Here is a 16,824-nt window from a genome sequence, read left to right as displayed (position 1 = left end):
ACGCCAGGTGGCTTTTACGTGCCTGCACATGACGTCTGTCAATATAGGGGCAGACGTTATCTTTATACTTGTTCAGCGCGTTATCGATATAATCGGACTGTTAATGAAGTTCAATGAAATTGTCATTTTCTCTGTTTCAAAAACCATTACTCAGCGTATCTCTAATGTGCTGTTTGAAAAACAGCTAGAATTACCCGTCTACGAAATAGGTTATTCAGATGTGCTGGATAAAGCGAATGAAATGATTCGCGCCGGCACCAGAATCATCATCAGTCGTGGCGGTACCGCTGCCTTACTGCGCAGCAGCCTGGCCATCCCGGTGGTCGAAATTGCACATGATTTTCAAGGCGTGAACCGTATTCTGCAAGAAGCAAAAATCAAGTCACAGAAGATTGCTGCGGTCGGCTTTCCCCAGTTTTGCCACGCGCTTAAGCATTATCAACATATGACTCATGATAATTTCAAGATCTGTCAGGTCTATAATCATTACGATATCGATAATGTCGTCAAAAGCCTTGCGGAAAATAATTATCAGGTCGTGATTGGCGGTCTGACCGTTGCTGAAATGGCCAAAAAATATGGTCTGAAGGTTGTAATGGGGGATACCGATAATATCTCTATTGAACAGGCCATCAACGAGGCCTTCAGCCTGTTAAAATATATTAACCAGGAAAATCTGAAGCTGGAGATAAGTCAGTCCGCGATAAATCAGTCACGGGAAGGCATTATGTGTCTCGACCCGATGGGGACTGTTGTCACAATAAACAGCAAAGGAAAAGCGCTTTTTCAGTGCCGCGTCGGGGAGAAAATATACAAAAAAGAAGGATTCAAAGACGTATACAATGCCATTATTGACGAGTCTGACGTCAGCGATATGACCCTTGAACTTGACGGTGAACGCATTTCTGTCGCGATAAAGCATTACTGTAAGCGGCAGGAGAGCTATTCAATCGTGACCGGCTGTCTGCAATCGCAAGCCCCGTGGCGAAACATGGTCAGTAAAAAGCGAAAACAGCGTGCATTTTATACCCGTTACACCTTTGATGACATTGTTGGTGAGTCAGCCAGTATTAAGTCAGCGATCGAAAAAGCAAAGCGTTGTGCCAGCCATGATGCACCTGTCCACATTTTAGGTGATACCGGTACGGGTAAAGAATTGTTCGCTCAAAGCATTCACCAGCACAGCACCCGAAGCCACAGCCCGTTTATTGCGATTAACTGCGCGGCGATTCCTGAAAGTCTGCTTGAAAGTGAACTGTTTGGTTATGCTGACGGGGCATTTACCCAGGCCCGGAAAGGGGGCAAGCCCGGTATCTTTGAGATGGCGATGAAGGGCACCGTATTTATTGATGAAATCAGCGAGGCCCCACTCAACGTACAGGTCAAATTACTGCGTGTGCTACAGGAAAAACAGTTTGTTCGCGTGGGCGGTGATGGGCTGATTGCGGCGGATTTTCGACTCATAACAGCAAGTAATAAAGATTTGAAGGCGCAGATAACCATGGGCGCTTTTCGTCAGGATCTTTATTACCGTATCAATATCCTCACACTCCGGCTTCCCGCGCTGACTGAGCGTAAAGGTGACGTTGAACCTCTTATCCGGCATTTACTTCACCAGCAGGGAAAAGACAGGGTCTTTTCGCCGGATGCGCTGGCGTATTTAAACCGTTATCACTGGCCGGGGAATATACGAGAACTGCAATCGGTCGTGTGCAGACTGGCAGTATTTCATCAGGGCGGTACGGTCGATAAATCGACCGTGATCTCGTTGCTTGAGGATGAGCAGGTACTCAATAACGTGGTGTATGAATCATCCTCTTTGGCGTGCACAGACGCTGAAACCGATCTTCTGAAAAAACAGGAGCGCCGGCTAATTATTGACGTGATGGCAAAATGCCAGGGTGATAAAACCCAGGCGGCGGCAATGCTGGGGATCAGTGCGACCACCTTGTGGCGTAAGCTAAAAGCGTATCAGATCAGCGGCTGAACGTCGACAACGGTGCCGCTTTGATATAGTCAATAAACGTCCGCAATGCCGAAGACATATACTGGCGATTAGGATAATAAAATTGCAGGCTGGGCCGTTCCGGTAACCAGTCCTCCAGTACCGAGATCAGACTGCCGTTTGCCAGATGATCTTTCACCTGCTCGTAATAGAGATAGCCGAGCCCCGCACCCTGCAGTACGGCATCCAACTGTGAATCCATGTCGTCAAGGATAATGTTTCCGCCGGGAAGAAGCGCAAACTGGCCGTCCGGTCCGTTGAATTCCCACTGATAAATCCGGCCACTGCGATGACGAAACATGACGCACGGGTGCACGTCGATTTCGCGTGGATGCGTGGGACGAGGATGACGGGCAAAATAATCGGGACTGGCCGCGACCACCAGTTTGACTTTTGGCCCTACCGGCAGGGCAATCATGTCTTTTTCCAGCGTACTGCTCAGGCGAATGCCCGCATCAAAACCCTCTTTCACAATATCGACCAGCCTGTCTTCTGTCGTGATTTCCACACGAATATCCGGATAGCGCTGGCTAAACCCGGTGACCAGCGGAATCAGCACCAGACGTGAGGCAAGGCGCGAGGCATTGATTTTCAGCACGCCCATCGGCGTCTGGCGATAGCAGTTGGCTTCATCCAGCACCATGTTGATTTCATCGAAAGCGGGGCGTAAACGTTCAAACATACGGGCGCCGGCTTCGGTGAGTGACACGCTGCGCGTGGTACGGTTAAACAGGCGAATTTTCAGCCGCTGCTCCAGTTGCTTAATCGCGTGGCTGACTGCCGATGGCGACAGTCCGAGTTCATCTCCCGCGGCGCGAAAACTGTTGTGCCGGGCAACGGCAATAAAAGTCGCGAAGTCATAGACGTTCAGTTTCATTGATGAAAATCCCTCATTAACCCGTCTCAAATCATACGATTCCCACAGTAATGTCGCGAGCGTAAGGTGCTTTCGTCAGCACAAAAATGAGGTGAACGATGAAACAACATGTCTATATCGTCTGGTCGCATCCGCGCAGGAATTCGTTAACCGCGCAGATGGTCCACAGCCTGCGCCAGCGCGCAGAGGCGCGCGGCGCCCATGTTACTGAACTGGATTTGTATCGCAGCGATTTTGATCCGGTGTTACGTGTCGAGGATGAACCGGAGTGGGACAACCCGGATAAGCGCTATTCGCCAGAGGTCCACCGCCTGTTTGCTGAACTGGACAATCAGGACATTATCTTCTTTGTCTTCCCGGTGTGGTGGTACAGCTTTCCGGCCATGTTGAAAGGCTATCTTGAGCGCGTATGGAATTATGGCCTGGCCTATGGTGAGCAAAACCGGTTAACGGCAAAAACGGTGCGCTGGCTGGCGCTGGCGGGCGGCTCCCATCGGTCATTTATTAAATATGGCTGGGAGAAAAACATCACCGATCATCTTTTGGGCGTTTCGGCTTATCTGGCGATCCGCGATGTGGACGTCCATTTCCTCTACAACACGTTAGGGGTTGAGGAGGCCATTGAGGATGACTCCAGCCACTATGCACAACTCTTTGAGCAAATGTATGCGGTGGTAGACAGCACGGTTTAACGCAAAGCAGGGCGCCAACAGGCGCCCTTTAACATGCTCACCCGTACAATGAACGACGCGCGGGGTGCTCTGCTTCGCAGTGCTCGTTTTACAAGGCGCGAGCGTGCCCTTTACTGCCGTTTAGCGGGAAACGGAGGCGCGCGTTGACAGCGCTGCTACGTTAACCACGGTGATGATGGTCACGCCTTTAGCCCGGTCACCGTACCATCGCGCAGGCCTGAGCGTATTCTGTTTGCCGCGATCCGCTTCCTGATGACGACATTTTACAAAATCTCCCTGTGGACTATGTTAAGCAACATGTCTTAAGAAAACACATCAGGCAACGGAGAACGTAATGAAAGCAATGACCCTGAAAGCCCCTGGCGGACTGCAGAACATCCACCTGTCAGACCGAGCCGATCCGGGACAGCCGGGAAAAGGCGAAATCCGGGTTGCCATCAAGGCCAGCTCACTGAATTTCCATGACCTGGTCGTCGCGACCGGGCAATTTCCCACCGAAGATGGCCGCATACTGCTGTCCGACGGCGCGGGCGTGGTGGAAGCCGTGGGCGAGGGCGTGACCGATTTTCGCGCAGGTGATCACGTCGTGTCGACATTCTTCCCCGTCTGGCTGTCCGGCAAACCCACCGCGGACGTCGGCGGCTTTGCCCACACGCCGGGCGACGGCATTGATGGCATGGCCAGTGAATACGTTGTGCGGGCGCAGAGCGCCTTTACCCATGCGCCAAAAGGCTGGGCGCACGCTGAGTCAGCCACCATTACGACAGCTGGCCTGACCGCCTGGCGAGCACTGGTGACCGAAGGCAATCTTCAGGCTAATGATACCGTGTTGGTGCAGGGCACCGGCGGTGTATCTATCGCTGCCTTACAAATCGCTAAGGCCATGGGCGCGAAAGTGATTGCCACCTCCTCTTCGGATGAGAAACTGGCGCGCGCCCGACAGCTGGGCGCAGACGAAACCATTAACTATCGCACGACGCCAGAGTGGGGGAAGAAGGTGCTGGAACTGACCGGCGGCGTGGGCGTGGATCAGGTGGTGGAAGTGGGCGGACCTGCCACGCTGGGTGAGTCGCTGAAAGCGATCAAAGTGGGCGGCCACATTACCCAAATCGGCATCATTTCCGGCGATGAAGCCCGGCTGTCCATTTTGTCTGTCCTGGCGAAGCAGGTCACCATCAAAGGGGTGATCGTTGCCAGCCGACAGGATCAGATCGATTACGTGAACGCGCTGGAAGGGATGAATCAGAAGCCCGTCGTTGATCGCCTCTTCCGTTATCAGGACCTCGCCGAGGCCTTTGCCTGGCAGCAGAGCGGTTCGCATTTCGGCAAGATCTGCGTGGAATGGTGAGTCACGCGCAGTAAGGCTGGTGTGTCCGTAGAAACGGTGCCTGATGAGGGCTGAAACCAGAACCTTCATCAGGCATCGCGGCCTGCGCAGGATTAATTATTGTCGTGAATATAATAGGCCGCGTCAGCGGGCATAAAATGGCTGAGCCCGCCTGTCGCAATGCCGACAGCCAGTGCGTGTTGATTATCCAGCAGCATATGGTTGTCTTCGCTGTAGGTAATTTTGTCGATTTGATCATCCGTCAGGTTGGTACAGGTGTGATAAATATTTTTAATAATATTGCGGAATCGGCTGCTAAATTCATTTTTTTCAACCAGCATATTTTCTGAAAAATTTCTGTCCTGAGCATCATGAATCGTGGGCGCATGTAATAAAAAAATCGAATCGTCCATGGTTAGCCGTTTCTTTGCACCACAATAAATTAAGGTTGCGGAGGATTCGACGGAGGACATATTCACGGTGGTCACCGGAATGGGTGAGTCCTTCACTATCTGATAGCCCATTTTCCCGGCATCAACATCACCGCCGGGGCTGGTGAGATAAAGCTGTATCTCCGTAGCGGCTTTGTAGTTTTGCGCAATCTCGTCAATGGCGGCGGACAGGGCCATAATTTTGTTCTGCGTTATCGCGCCAGTGAAAGCAATTTTTACTGTTTTAACGGTGTTGGGTGGGCGCTTCTCGTCAACGACTTTGTTCATCGCCGCCTGTGAGGTAAAACTGGTCAGGACAAAAACGGCAGCCGCACAGAAAATATATTTCATATTAACTCCATCCTTTTTGCCCTTTAATTATCAGTGCGACATTATATCTGCAATATCTATTATCATTTTGCACGCGTTTGTTACCGCTAAAAATATATTTCAGTATTATGGCTTTTAAATGACTTTTTCAAAATAACCTGCGGCGACGCTAATTTTGTCGAAGAGGGGAACAACGAAGCCGCATCACATATGCAGTCCGGTAAACGGCATACTGCTTTTCAGTATTGTCAGCACCGCAAGGCACCCTGCTGCTTTTATCGCACGGCTCCGCTTTTCCTGGCGTTTGTACCTGCGGGCTTTCTGCGATTCTGCTCAATGCGCCATGTCCCGGGGACGCGGGGGAAGCGGGAAAAGCTCCGGCTGCGTCACATATCCCACGGCAAACTGATCCCTTTTTGTGACAAGTCACACAACCTCATAACATTTGCCAGCACAGGAAAAAGTTTCGCCAGATAATGAGTGTACTTTGTACACCATAGTTTTACAGAGTAAAACATGAAGTTTACCCAGATGTAAAACCATGAACCTTCTGTGAGGAACACCATGTCTGAAAAGAGACCCAATGTGGCCATAACCTCCGATATAGAGCAGCAGACGGTAAAGCGTGTTATATGGCGCATTCTGCCGTTTCTGATTGTCTGTTATCTGATCGCTATCATTGACCGGGGCAATATCGGAATGGCGGCCCTGCAGATGAATGAAGATCTCGGGCTGACCAAAGCGGTGTTCGGCCTGGCGAGCAGCCTGTTTTTTGTGGGGTATTTTCTGTTTGAAGTGCCCAGCAATCTGGCGATGCAAAAGATCGGGGCGAAGATTTGGATATCGCGCATTATGGTGACGTGGGGCATTGTGTCGGTCTGTACGGCCTTTGTCTCCAGTGCCGGGATGCTTTATTTCCTGCGCTTTTTACTGGGCGCGGCGGAGGCCGGCTTTTTCCCTGGCGTGATCCTCTACCTGACCTACTGGATCCCCGGTAAATACCGCGCCCGCGTCATTGCGACCTTTATGGTGGCTATCCCGGCAGCAAACTTTATCGGCTCACCGATCTCCGGGGCCATCCTGTCACTGGATGGCTGGTTTGGCTTACGTGGCTGGCACTGGCTGTTTATTTTAGAAGGCTTCCCGGCCATCCTTTTAGGAATAGCCGCCTTTTTCCTGTTAAGCAACCGCCCGGAAAACGCGACCTGGCTGACGGAAGCACAGCGCAACTGGCTTAGCACAACGCTGGCGGACGAGAATGCGAAACGTAAGGTGATCGGTCATATCTCGCTGTGGCAGTTACTGCGACACAAGCACATCTGGGTGATGGCCTTAATCTATGCCGGTGCCTCGGCGGCAGGTTCCACGCTCAGCGTCTGGTCGCCACAATTACTCAAGTCGTTCGGACTCGACAACTTCACGACCGGTCTGGTGAACGCCATTCCTTACGGCCTGGCGTCCGTGTTGATGATCGTCTGGGGCCGCAGTTCCGACCGTACGGGCGAACGTCGCTGGCACACCGCGCTGACGCTGTTCCTTATTGCGGGTGGGCTACTGTCGGCTTTCCTGACGCAGTCGCTGGCGGGCAGCGTGGTCATTTTGTCGCTGGTGCTGATTGGTGCGTACTCCATGAAAGGGCCGTTCTGGGCACTGGCTTCCGGCTGGCTGTCGTCCAGCACCGCAGCGGCGGGCCTGGCGGCTATCGGTGCCATGGCGAACCTGATTGGCGGCGGCCTGATGGTTAACGTGTACGGGATCATCAACGAGCAGACGGGCAGTCATGCGCTGGCCATGGTTCCGCTGGCCGTGCTCTGCGGGGCGGGCGGTATCGCAGTGCTGATCATGGGCCGCAAAAGCGCGACCAGAATCGAAGCGGATCATAGCCTGTCGACCGTCAGCAAATAAGTCGCATCGCTGAAATCACTGAAGCGCCTCCGGGCGCTTTTTTTTATACCGGAGAAAAGTGAAGGTGAGGCGAACCGCAGGAATGCCGGGAAGGAGCGGTGCCGTGTTCGGTTCTGCCATCCTTATCGGGCAGGCCGAGCGCTCTGATGCGGCAAGGACGCCTGTATACCGTTTCAGCCTGCTCTGCTCCATGTGCTCGCCTGCCATCGTGATGGGATACTTCCCGGAAACCGGTATCGGTTATCGGAAATACCGGGCCGCGATCAGCAGACGAACGCGAACGTTGTTGCGGTGGGAAAGACAACGGCGTGGAAAAACAGTCTGCATGCGCAGGAACGGCGGCAGGAAGGAGGATAATGGAGAAATGAAGCCGTGGGGGATAAAACCACGCCGCCTCTGATATTGGCGTGGCTTTGTGTCCATTCAGATCGTGCGTCGGGATTAGTTAACTGAGGCCATAATCCGAGGCGACATCACGCCACCCTGAATGTCGGCGGCGTGGTCGTTTTGTCCGGTCAGGTGTGACGGTAAGGGTCCTTGACGGACGCTACGCAGAAAGCTCCCAGCAGCAGCACCGCCGAAACCGCCAGCAGCGCCCACATAAAGCCACCGCTGGTCTGGCGCACATAGCCAATAAGCGAAGGACCCACGAATCCGCCCAGATTACCAATCGAGACAATCATCGCCAGTCCGCCCGCCGCCGCGCTCCCTGTCAAAAAACCGGAAGGCAACGCCCAGAATGATGCCTGAAATGCCAGGATGCCGCTCACAGTGAAACACAGCGCAAGCATTTTGAGGACGGGTTCATCAATGAGGGCGCTGCAGCCTAACGCCACGGCGGCGATCACCAGCGCCGCGCTGATCCAGCGAATACGGTGGCGGGAAGCATTCGCGCGCTGTGCCCAAAACAGCATGCTGAAGGCGCCACAGATATAGGGCAACGCGGTCAGAAAACCCGTCGCGGTGTGGCTGACGCCAAGCTGTTTGATAATCTGCGGCATCCACAAACCTACGCCAATTGAGCCGACAATGCCGCAAAAGTTAATAAAAGCCAGAAGGTAGAGCAGGGGATTACGCATTGCATCCCGCAGGCTGGAACCGTGTGCCTGTTCGATCTTTTTCTGTTCATTCGCCAGCCGCCTGCTCAGCAACGCTTTTTCCGCCTCGCTTAGCCAGCCCGCTTTGGTCGGACGGTCATGTAAAAAGAACAGGCACATGACACCAAGTATTACCGCCGGAAAGCCTTCCAGCAGCAACAGCCACTGCCAGTTGCGGATAGTGTCGTGTCCGGTAATTTGCATCAACATGCCGGATAACGGCGCACCGATAATATTCGCCACGGGAATGCCGACCAGAAAGGCGGCCGTGATTTTGGCGCGCCAGCTGCCGGGGAACCAGTAGGTAAAAAACAGGTAAATGCCCGGGGTGAAGCCCGCTTCCGCCACGCCCAGGCAGAAACGGGCAAAGGCAAAGCTGACGGGACCGGTGACGAAGGCGGTGGCCATGGAGATCAACCCCCACGAAATCATAATGCGGGCGATCCAGATGCGGGCACCTACTTTTTGCATGATCAGATTACTGGGCACTTCGAAAAGGAAATACCCGATAAAGAACATGCCCGCGCCAAAGCCAAACTGCTCTGCTGTAATCCCTAAATCCGCGTTCATGCCCAGCGCGGCAAAGCTGACATTCGTGCGATCCAGATAACTGACCACGTAGCAGATAAAAATAAAAGGCAGGATACGGCGAAAGGCTTTGCCTGCCGCGACTTCACTTTGTTCAAAATCCGTTTGAGTCATGCCGTCATGGGACACGGGCACGTCATCCTGCTCCGTCATTGAGCGGGAAGGCGTTGAGTGCAGATTCATGGTTGTCTCCGCTGCGTTGCGTCAACGCAGAGTTATTCTCAGAGAAAAGCAGTGGAAAGAAAGGGCAGCGGGTGGCCTGGCGTTTGCATTGAGCAGGTAAGAATGCTGCCGCTGACAGATTCGGTGATAAATAACTGCCGGCGCTGATCGCCGCCAAAACAGAGGTTGGTGGTGGATCGTCCGACCGGGCTGGTCAGAATCTCAATCGGCTCTGCCAGATCGTTTAACAGCCAGACGCGGCCCAGCCCCGGGTTAGCAATCAGCAGTTCGCCCTGCGCGTTGACGGCGATACCATCAGGACCGCTTGGCCCGTGCGAGGTAAAGAACTGGCCGACTTTGCTGACCGATCCGTCACGCTGAAGCGGTACGCGCCAGATCGCATTGCCGCGCGTCATGGCGACATACAGCACCTTCTCGTCGGGTGACAGCACCAGGCCGTTTGGGCTCGGGCAGTTATCCAGCAGAACGGACAGTTGCCCGTCCTGGCTGAGCCGGTAAACGCGTCCGGACGGATCGTGCAGCCCCGTTTGCCCCTGATCGGTGAAATAAAGATTGCCCCGGCTGTCAGGGGTAAGATCGTTCACGCCGCGAAAACTTTCGCTGTTACGGCGCGAGAGCCACGGCGCGATCGTGTTCTCCTTGAGGCACAGCTTCATCAGGCCGTGACGGTAATCCGTGATCAGAAGCGTATCGGGATCGGTCAGTTTCATGCCGTTGGGTTCGCCGTCGTACTGCACGACGAGCTCCCAGTTGCCCGCCATATCGACACGGAATATGCGGCCATACGGAATATCGGTCAGGTACAGGCAACCCGAGGGATGCCAGACCGGCCCTTCCAGAAACGAATCGGTCAGCTGGCCGCCGCGATTAGCGGCCGCCCAGGCATTGTGGCTGTCAGGTTGGCGGAAACGATCGGGCAGCCGGGTAAATACCGTGGTCTGCCTGATCTCCGGTGTAGTCAGGCACATCATACCGTCGCTTCCTTCTGCGCTAAGATCTTCAGCAGATTGGTCACGGAAGCCGTCCCCATTTTCACGTAAGAGTTATCGCTCACGCCGCCGATGTGCGGGGTAATAATGACGTTTTCTACCGTCTGCCAGAGGTTGGGCGCGGTCAGCGGCTCCACAGTAAAGCTGTCCAGCGCCGCCCAACTGAGCCTGCCGCTCCTGAGCGCACGCACCAGAGCATCGTCATCAATCAGTCCACCGCGTGCGGTATTCACCAGCACGGCGCCGGGTTTGAACTGTGCCAGCGCCTGGTCATTAATCATCTGGCTGTTTTGCGCGGTCAGCGGACAGTGCAGCGACACTATATCCGCGCGCGCATACAGCGTGGCTAAGTCGTCCACCTGCTCACAGCCCGCGGGCAGCGTTTTCGCCCAGGGATCGTAAGCAATAACCTGCATACCAAACACGCGGCCAATATCGGCCACCCGGCCGCCAATCGCGCCGAGGCCCACGAGCCCGAGCGTCCGGCCTTCCAGTTCAAGGGACTTGTGGCTGGATTTGTCCCAGTGACCGTCACGCATCCGGCGATTCAGCGGAATCAGGGATTTGGTGCAGGCCAGAATCATTGCCCATGTATGTTCAGCCACCGCCGCCGCGTTGGCACCCGGCGCAGACTGAACGCTGATGTTTCGTTCGGCCGCCGCGGCTTGATCAATAACGTCAATGCCGCTGCCATGTTTGGAGATCACGCGCAGCGCAGGCGCGGCATCCATGATGCGGGCGTTAATTTTTCCATAGCGCACCACGATTCCGACGGGATTATACTGCTGGCACAGCGCGACCAGATCGTCTTCGGTTGGCCTGGTGCCCGCAAACACCACTTCATAATCGTTCAGCATCGCAAGCGCGGCGGGGGCGATGTCAGCGCCGGTAATAATGACAGTATCCTGTTTGCGCATCAGAGTTCCTCCCCTTCCGCTAACATGCCTGCTGCACGCAGGGCACCGTTCAGCCAGGTCGGTCTTTTGTCCCCGGCTTTGATTGCCGCAATACGGCGGGTTTCCATATCCAGCTTTTTCGCCGCGAGTTCCAGCACCAATTCGACCTCGTCACGTGGGACGACCACCACACCATCGATATCACCGACCACCAGATCGCCCGCGTTGATCGTCGCACCGGCCACAGAAACCGGGTAATTCACACGACCGGGAATCAGCTTGGTCGGGCCACATGGATTCAGGCCAGCGGCGAAAATCGGATAGGTGTGGTTGCTCAGCGCATCCGCATCCCTGACCGCGCCATCGATGATAATGCCGGCAATGCCGGACGCTTCTGCCTGGGTCGCCATGATTTCGCCTAGCAGCGCACAACTGATATCGCCTTTACCGTCTACCACGATGACATCACCGGGTTTGGCCACCGCCAGCGCAGCATGGATCGCCAGGTTATCACCTGAACGCACTTCCACCGTTACCGCCGGTCCGGCCACTTTCATATGCGCACCCAGTGGCTTAACGCGGCCATGGAGCGTGCCGCGTCTGCCCGCGACATCCGCAATAATCGCGGCCTGAAATTCAGCGGCACGTCTGACATAATCATGACTGACTCGCGTAACGTCGCGGTTGATCATCGGTTTTTCGTTCGCGGACATGGGTCACCTCACAGGTTTGATGTTTTACAGAGTAAAACTGTGTTGTACATAATGAAATTACTATATCGGTGACACTGACGCTCGCGCCAGTGTTGCGAGCTTGTTTGTGATGTAAATAAGATGTGACTCACAGTTTCAGGTACACTCAGTGCCAGCAAAAATCAGGAGAAGCGAAATGGGAAACGAAGGGGTTAATGCGGTAGAGAAGGCGCTGGCATTGCTGGATTGTTTTAAGCCAGGCGAAGAAAGCCTGTCCCTGACGGCGCTGTCGCAGCTCTCGGGCTACCACAAAACCACCGTTTATCGCCTGATGAATTCGCTGGAACGCATGAGTTATGTAGTCAGACGGGATAACGGGATTTATACCCTGGGACCAAGACTGCTGTATCTGGGCAAGCTCTACGAACAGTCGTTTCATCTGGCCAGCGTGGTCCAGCCCGAGCTACAGGCGCTGGCTTCGGCCACCCATGAAAGCGCCAGCTGGTATGTGATTGATAACGGTCAGCGTCTTTGCGTCTTCCGTGCGGAATCGTCGGATGGCCTGCGCCATACGCGACTGCCGGGCTCGCTTTATCCTCTGGATAACTCGGCGATTAGCCAGGTGCTGCGTTACTGGGGAATGGGCGAACCCCTGTTTGCTGAGACACCGGACTTACCGCTCTATACGTCGGGCGCGCGCGATCCGCACACTGCCGCCTTTGCCATCCCGGTGTTTGGCGAAGGGGATAAATTAACGGCCGCCCTGGCACTGACCGGTCCGTCATCACGCTTAACCCTGGACCGCAAAGCGGCAGGGCTGGGTGACCTGATGCGGGAAAGTGCCGCCAGATTGTCGGCTCAGTTAGGGGCCAGAAAGCCGTTTTGCGATGAGGTTTACTGGGGTAAATAGCGGGCAGTGCCGCGCGGTCGGGTCGAAAACCGTTTCGGCGGCTGAGCAGGGCAGGCATATGCTGCCGTCCTCCGGCCCGGTAAGCAGGCAGAACTCCGGCATGTATTCTACTGCTGAGCCGGGCGCATCCGCGTTTCTCCGTTTGCCTGCAATCGGCCACCGATAAAGTGGACCGTGCGGCGACGTCCACGGCTCCGCTTCCGCGCCACGAAAGCGTGAGTCAGGTTAGCGGTAATAGATCGCTATCCGCTGATCCGCCACCGTTTCAATCGCCACCGGAATCTCAAACAGCCGCGTCAGCACGTCCGGCTGCATGATGTCGGCTGGCGTACCGCGCATAAAAACGGCGCCGTTTTTCATGGCAATGATGTAGTCGGAATAGGCGGAGGCGAAATTGATATCATGAATGACCAGAATGATGGATTTGTGCAGTTCATCCGCCGCTCGTCGCAATTGCTGCATTATGGTCACGCTGTGTTTCATATCCAGATTATTTAGCGGTTCATCTAACAGAACGTACTGCGTATCCTGGCACAGCACCATCGCCACAAAGGCCCGCTGCCGCTGCCCGCCGGACAACTCATCCAGATAACGCTGTGCCAGCGGCAACAAATCCAGAAAATACAGCGCCTGCTCAATATGGTGTCTGTCCGCTTCCGTTATCCGTCCTTTTGACCAGGGATAGCGGCCAAAACTGACCAGATCGTACACCGTCAGCCGATGGGTAAAATGATTCTCCTGCCGTAGCACCGACAGCACTTTCGCCAGCTGTTCAGTGTGCGCCTCGTTCACCACCAGCGAATCGATTCTGATTTCACCGCTGTCCGGCGTCAGCAGTCGGCTCATCATCGACAGCAGAGAGGATTTTCCGGCACCGTTAGGACCAATGATGGCAGTGATGCCCGACGCGGGCAGGGTTTCATTGATATTGTTGAGAACAGAAAGCGTGCCGTAGCGCTTATTCACATTCACCACTTCAATCACGTTGCCACCTTTTTAAGCACCAGATAAAGAAAGAGTCCACCGCCAACACATTCAATGATGACGGACAGCGTGCCTGCCCTGTCCAGCAGTCGCTCCAGAATGAGCTGTCCGCCGGTCAGCGTAATCATGCCGATGAGTACCACGGCAGGCAGCATCTCGCGATGACGCCATGAGCCCATGGCGGGCCAGGCCAGATTCACGATCAACAAGCCCAGAAACGTCATTGGCCCCACCAGCGCGGTTGAGATCGCTACCAGCAGGGAGATGAGCAGCAACAGACCGGTCACGTAGCGCTGAACGGGCACGCCGAGTGCGGTGGCGGTATCGCTGCCCAGCGCCAGCACGTCAAGGCGATGGCGCATGCGCCAGATGATTACCGTCACAACAGCAATGACGCTGCCTGAGAACAGCAGGACGTCGCTGTCGGCGCGGGTAAAGGTGGCAAACATCCGGCTCTGTAAAACGGCAAATTCTCCCGGTGATAGCAGGCGCTGCATCAGTCCGGACAGACTGCGAAACAGCGTGCCGAACACCAGGCCTGCCAGTAAGACGCGCTGGAGTTCCAGCCCGCTGCGGTTAAATAACCAGCGGTAAAGCAGCGTGGCAAACAGCATCAGAAGCGCCGTTTCGCCCAGAAACTGCACCACAGGGTAGGTCTGGCTCAACGGCGACAGGTGAATAAAAAAGACCATCAGCGTCTGAAGTAAAATAAACAGCGACTCCAGCCCCATGATCGACGGCGTAAGAATGCGGTTTTGCGTGATGGTCTGGAAAAGCAGCGTGCTGATGCCCGAGGCAAACGCAACCAGCACCATAGTCAGTAAAATCTGCCCGCGGTGTTTCAGGAGATAGCCGATATTGCCCTGCAGGTTAAGGGTCAGAAACAGCGTGCAGAGCGCAATCGCGATGATGGTCAGCAAACACAGCCGTCCGGCAGGGGAGCGCATCCTGTTCAGCACGCGAGACGGCAGCGAACACTCAACGGCCATGGCGTTTCCCCTTCATAATCAGCAGCAGAAACACCGCCGCGCCCAGTACACCGAGCAACGTACTGACCGGGATCTCGAACGGCTGCACGATAAGCCGCCCCAGGATATCGCAGCTTACTACCAGCATAGCCCCCGTCAGCGCGACCCAGTGCACGGTGCGTCGCAGGTTATCGCCAGCCAGCAGGCTGACAATATTCGGCACGATTAACCCCAGGAACGGCAGGACCCCGACGACCACGATAACCACGCCGCTGATGAGCGCAATCATCGCCATGCCCGTGAGCTGAACACGACGGTAGTTCAGCCCGACGTTTACGGAAAAGTCATGCCCTAAACCGGCGACCGTGAAGCGGTCGGCAAGCAGGCCAGCGAGCAGGGCGATCATCCCTACTAGCCACAGCAGTTCATAGCGCCCCTGCATCACGCTGGAAAAATCCCCCGATTCCCAACTGCCCAGCGCCTGCAGCAGGTCAAACTGCATCGCCAGAAAGGTGGTGACCGAACTGAAAACGGCCCCCAACATGATGCCGGTCAGCGGCACAATAAGGGCGCTTTTCTGACGAACAGGGGCGATTAACAGCATAAACAGCAGGGTACCGGCCAGGGCGAACAGGGCGGCAATGCCCATTTTGACTATGACGGGCGCGGCGGGATAAAACAGCATGACCAGCAGTAAGCCCAGACCGGCGGACTGTGTCGTGCCCACGACAGAGGGCTCGACAAAACGGTTTTGCGTCAGTATTTGCATGATTTGCCCTGCAACGCTCATGGCGCTGCCAGCCAGCACCAGCGCGACCGTGCGCGGCACGCGACTCACCCACATCATCTCCCGCATGTCGGCATCGCGCCACACGTCCATCAGTGACAGCTGCGTGACGCCCGTCATCACACTGAGCATCATCAGCGCCCCCAGCAGGATCAGGCTAAAGCTAAAGGCCACAGACTTCATTCTGGGCGGACGCCGGCTGTGCTGAGTGCCTGCCTGATCTGCTCCATCATCAGGCTGTAACTCTGGATCCCGCCAGCGAGGTACAACGAGGCCGAATCCAGCCAGATTATCTGCTGTTTTTTCCATGCCGTGGTGCGGCGCACCAGCGGATTATCCAGTACCTGCCGGGCAGAAACGCCCGCCTTGCTGCCGATGGCGCTGTCGCGATCCAGAACGAACAGCCAGTCCGGATTGGCCTGCATGATGAGTTCGGGCGAAATGGCGTTTCCGTGTTTACTGGCGGTCGGCAGGGCGATGGCCGGTCTGAACTGCAGGACATCAAAAATAAAACCAAAGCGGGAATGCGGTGTGTAAGCACTGAGTTTGCCGCCGTTGACCATCAGCATCATGGCCGTGCCTGCCTGAGCCGCCTGGCGGCGAAGGTCAGCAACCTGCGCATCAAATCTCGCCAGAACGGTGCTCGCCTGCGCCTGTTTACCCATGATTTCACCCAGTTGCGTGGTTCGCTGACGCAGGCTGTTTAAAACATCATTGGGATCGATATCCAGCGATACGGTCGGCGCAAGGTCGCTGAGTTTGTTATAGGCCGCCAGGGCTCTGCCGCCGGCCAGAATCAGATCCGGCCTGGCGCGGCTCAGGGCCTCATAGTCAGGCTCAAATAACGTGCCCGCATTGAGGTACTCATCACTGTTGTAGCGCGCCAGATGGGCCGGATAGCTTATCGCGGTCCGGGGCACGCCCAGCGGATGAATTCCTAACGCATCGGCACTGTCCAGCGTTACCGGGTTTAAGATCACCACACGTTGGGGATGCAGAGGAATGGCCGTTGTGCCCTGAAAATGCGACAGCTGGACGGTGGGCGCGTCGCTGGCCGACGCCAACGGCGCGCTCAGTAAACAGGCGAGCGCCAGTAAACCTGCCAGAGGGGAAAAACGCATACCTTCTCCTTGTACGTTGTCATTGTCCGTAAAAGTGTGCCC

Annotated in this window: 15 protein-coding genes; 5 read left to right on the top strand and 10 right to left on the bottom strand. The window is 55.4% G+C overall.

Going from position 1 to position 16,824, the window contains the following annotated elements; all coding sequences use genetic code 11:
• Positions 1-103 precede the first annotated feature (103 nt).
• Complete coding sequence (locus tag C1N64_RS18405; RefSeq protein WP_394515083.1) at positions 104-1,987, top strand: sigma 54-interacting transcriptional regulator; 1,884 nt, start codon at positions 104-106, stop codon at positions 1,985-1,987.
• Here the strand turns inward: C1N64_RS18405 and C1N64_RS18400 are convergent.
• Complete coding sequence (locus C1N64_RS18400; protein ID WP_033739403.1) at positions 1,977-2,882, bottom strand: LysR family transcriptional regulator; 906 nt, start codon at positions 2,880-2,882, stop codon at positions 1,977-1,979. The genes C1N64_RS18405 and C1N64_RS18400 overlap by 11 nt on opposite strands.
• Positions 2,883-2,980: 98 nt before the next feature.
• Here C1N64_RS18400 and C1N64_RS18395 point away from each other — a divergent pair, with 98 nt between their 5' ends.
• Together C1N64_RS18395 and C1N64_RS18390 are read left to right on the top strand one after the other, a co-directional pair.
• On the top strand, positions 2,981-3,574 hold the full coding sequence (locus tag C1N64_RS18395; RefSeq protein WP_394515082.1) for an NAD(P)H oxidoreductase: 594 nt from the start codon (positions 2,981-2,983) through the stop codon (positions 3,572-3,574).
• 334 nt (positions 3,575-3,908) lie between these two features.
• On the top strand, positions 3,909-4,922 hold the full coding sequence (locus tag C1N64_RS18390; protein ID WP_033739399.1) for a zinc-dependent alcohol dehydrogenase family protein: 1,014 nt from the start codon (positions 3,909-3,911) through the stop codon (positions 4,920-4,922).
• Positions 4,923-5,014: 92 nt separating this feature from the next.
• Here the strand turns inward: C1N64_RS18390 and C1N64_RS18385 are convergent, their stop codons facing one another.
• Entirely contained in the window at positions 5,015-5,683 is a 669-nt protein-coding gene (locus tag C1N64_RS18385; RefSeq protein WP_054687222.1) for an ATP-dependent Clp protease proteolytic subunit, read from the bottom strand.
• Positions 5,684-6,226: 543 nt separating this feature from the next.
• On the opposite strand from C1N64_RS18385, the gene C1N64_RS18380 reads away from it, so the two are divergent.
• A complete protein-coding gene (locus C1N64_RS18380; protein ID WP_033739396.1) occupies positions 6,227-7,567 on the top strand; it encodes an MFS transporter in 1,341 nt (446 codons plus the stop codon).
• Between the two features lie 515 nt (positions 7,568-8,082).
• On the opposite strand, the gene C1N64_RS18375 is transcribed toward C1N64_RS18380, so the two are convergent.
• From C1N64_RS18375 to C1N64_RS18360, 4 genes are read right to left on the bottom strand one after another with little or no spacing between them, the layout of a single operon-like run.
• Positions 8,083-9,435 (bottom strand): MFS transporter, encoded by a 1,353-nt coding sequence (locus tag C1N64_RS18375; protein WP_110268876.1) that lies wholly within the window; start codon positions 9,433-9,435, stop codon positions 8,083-8,085.
• Positions 9,436-9,473: 38 nt separating this feature from the next.
• A complete protein-coding gene (locus tag C1N64_RS18370) occupies positions 9,474-10,406 on the bottom strand; it encodes an SMP-30/gluconolactonase/LRE family protein (protein ID WP_058702312.1) in 933 nt (310 codons plus the stop codon).
• On the bottom strand, positions 10,403-11,341 hold the full coding sequence (locus C1N64_RS18365) for a hydroxyacid dehydrogenase (protein WP_394515081.1): 939 nt from the start codon (positions 11,339-11,341) through the stop codon (positions 10,403-10,405). Before C1N64_RS18365 ends, C1N64_RS18370 begins: the two co-directional genes overlap by 4 nt.
• Positions 11,341-12,033 carry an RraA family protein gene (locus C1N64_RS18360; protein WP_054633280.1) on the bottom strand — a complete coding sequence of 231 codons (693 nt, stop codon included), beginning with the start codon at positions 12,031-12,033 and terminating at the stop codon, positions 11,341-11,343. The genes C1N64_RS18365 and C1N64_RS18360 overlap by 1 nt, the downstream gene beginning before the upstream one ends.
• A gap of 175 nt (positions 12,034-12,208) precedes the next feature.
• On the opposite strand from C1N64_RS18360, the gene C1N64_RS18355 reads away from it, so the two are divergent.
• Positions 12,209-12,922 carry an IclR family transcriptional regulator gene (locus tag C1N64_RS18355; protein WP_058709022.1) on the top strand — a complete coding sequence of 238 codons (714 nt, stop codon included), beginning with the start codon at positions 12,209-12,211 and terminating at the stop codon, positions 12,920-12,922.
• A 225-nt stretch (positions 12,923-13,147) separates the two neighbouring features.
• Here C1N64_RS18355 and C1N64_RS18350 read toward each other — a convergent pair whose 3' ends face one another.
• Genes C1N64_RS18350 through C1N64_RS18335 form a run of 4 tightly spaced genes read right to left on the bottom strand, consistent with a single transcriptional unit; the run spans position 13,148 to position 16,782 of the window.
• On the bottom strand, positions 13,148-13,906 hold the full coding sequence (locus tag C1N64_RS18350; protein WP_054633281.1) for an iron ABC transporter ATP-binding protein: 759 nt from the start codon (positions 13,904-13,906) through the stop codon (positions 13,148-13,150).
• On the bottom strand, positions 13,903-14,895 hold the full coding sequence (locus C1N64_RS18345) for an iron chelate uptake ABC transporter family permease subunit (RefSeq protein WP_050504840.1): 993 nt from the start codon (positions 14,893-14,895) through the stop codon (positions 13,903-13,905). The genes C1N64_RS18350 and C1N64_RS18345 overlap by 4 nt, the downstream gene beginning before the upstream one ends.
• A complete protein-coding gene (locus tag C1N64_RS18340) occupies positions 14,885-15,844 on the bottom strand; it encodes an ABC transporter permease (protein ID WP_394515080.1) in 960 nt (319 codons plus the stop codon). The genes C1N64_RS18345 and C1N64_RS18340 overlap by 11 nt, the downstream gene beginning before the upstream one ends.
• The gene (locus C1N64_RS18335; RefSeq protein WP_185200598.1) at positions 15,841-16,782 is read right to left on the bottom strand and encodes a siderophore ABC transporter substrate-binding protein; all 942 of its coding nucleotides are present in this window, start codon (positions 16,780-16,782) and stop codon (positions 15,841-15,843) included. The genes C1N64_RS18340 and C1N64_RS18335 overlap by 4 nt, the downstream gene beginning before the upstream one ends.
• Positions 16,783-16,824 lie beyond the last annotated feature (42 nt).

Source organism: Pantoea sp. SGAir0215 (assembly GCF_043543215.1).
Note: the sequence above shows the minus strand (reverse complement) of the source record. Positions and strands in the feature narration are given on the sequence as shown.

Coding starts and splice junctions, on each gene's coding strand:
- C1N64_RS18375 (WP_110268876.1), bottom strand. CDS start 9,435: ATGAATCTGCACTCAACGCCTTCCCGCTCAATGACGGAGCAGGATGAC.
- C1N64_RS18335 (WP_185200598.1), bottom strand. CDS start 16,782: ATGCGTTTTTCCCCTCTGGCAGGTTTACTGGCGCTCGCCTGTTTACTG.
- C1N64_RS18365 (WP_394515081.1), bottom strand. CDS start 11,341: ATGCGCAAACAGGATACTGTCATTATTACCGGCGCTGACATCGCCCCC.
- C1N64_RS18380 (WP_033739396.1), top strand. CDS start 6,227: ATGTCTGAAAAGAGACCCAATGTGGCCATAACCTCCGATATAGAGCAG.
- C1N64_RS18395 (WP_394515082.1), top strand. CDS start 2,981: ATGAAACAACATGTCTATATCGTCTGGTCGCATCCGCGCAGGAATTCG.
- C1N64_RS18340 (WP_394515080.1), bottom strand. CDS start 15,844: ATGAAGTCTGTGGCCTTTAGCTTTAGCCTGATCCTGCTGGGGGCGCTG.
- C1N64_RS18360 (WP_054633280.1), bottom strand. CDS start 12,033: ATGTCCGCGAACGAAAAACCGATGATCAACCGCGACGTTACGCGAGTC.
- C1N64_RS18355 (WP_058709022.1), top strand. CDS start 12,209: ATGGGAAACGAAGGGGTTAATGCGGTAGAGAAGGCGCTGGCATTGCTG.
- C1N64_RS18405 (WP_394515083.1), top strand. CDS start 104: ATGAAGTTCAATGAAATTGTCATTTTCTCTGTTTCAAAAACCATTACT.
- C1N64_RS18345 (WP_050504840.1), bottom strand. CDS start 14,895: ATGGCCGTTGAGTGTTCGCTGCCGTCTCGCGTGCTGAACAGGATGCGC.
- C1N64_RS18385 (WP_054687222.1), bottom strand. CDS start 5,683: ATGAAATATATTTTCTGTGCGGCTGCCGTTTTTGTCCTGACCAGTTTT.
- C1N64_RS18370 (WP_058702312.1), bottom strand. CDS start 10,406: ATGATGTGCCTGACTACACCGGAGATCAGGCAGACCACGGTATTTACC.
- C1N64_RS18390 (WP_033739399.1), top strand. CDS start 3,909: ATGAAAGCAATGACCCTGAAAGCCCCTGGCGGACTGCAGAACATCCAC.
- C1N64_RS18400 (WP_033739403.1), bottom strand. CDS start 2,882: ATGAAACTGAACGTCTATGACTTCGCGACTTTTATTGCCGTTGCCCGG.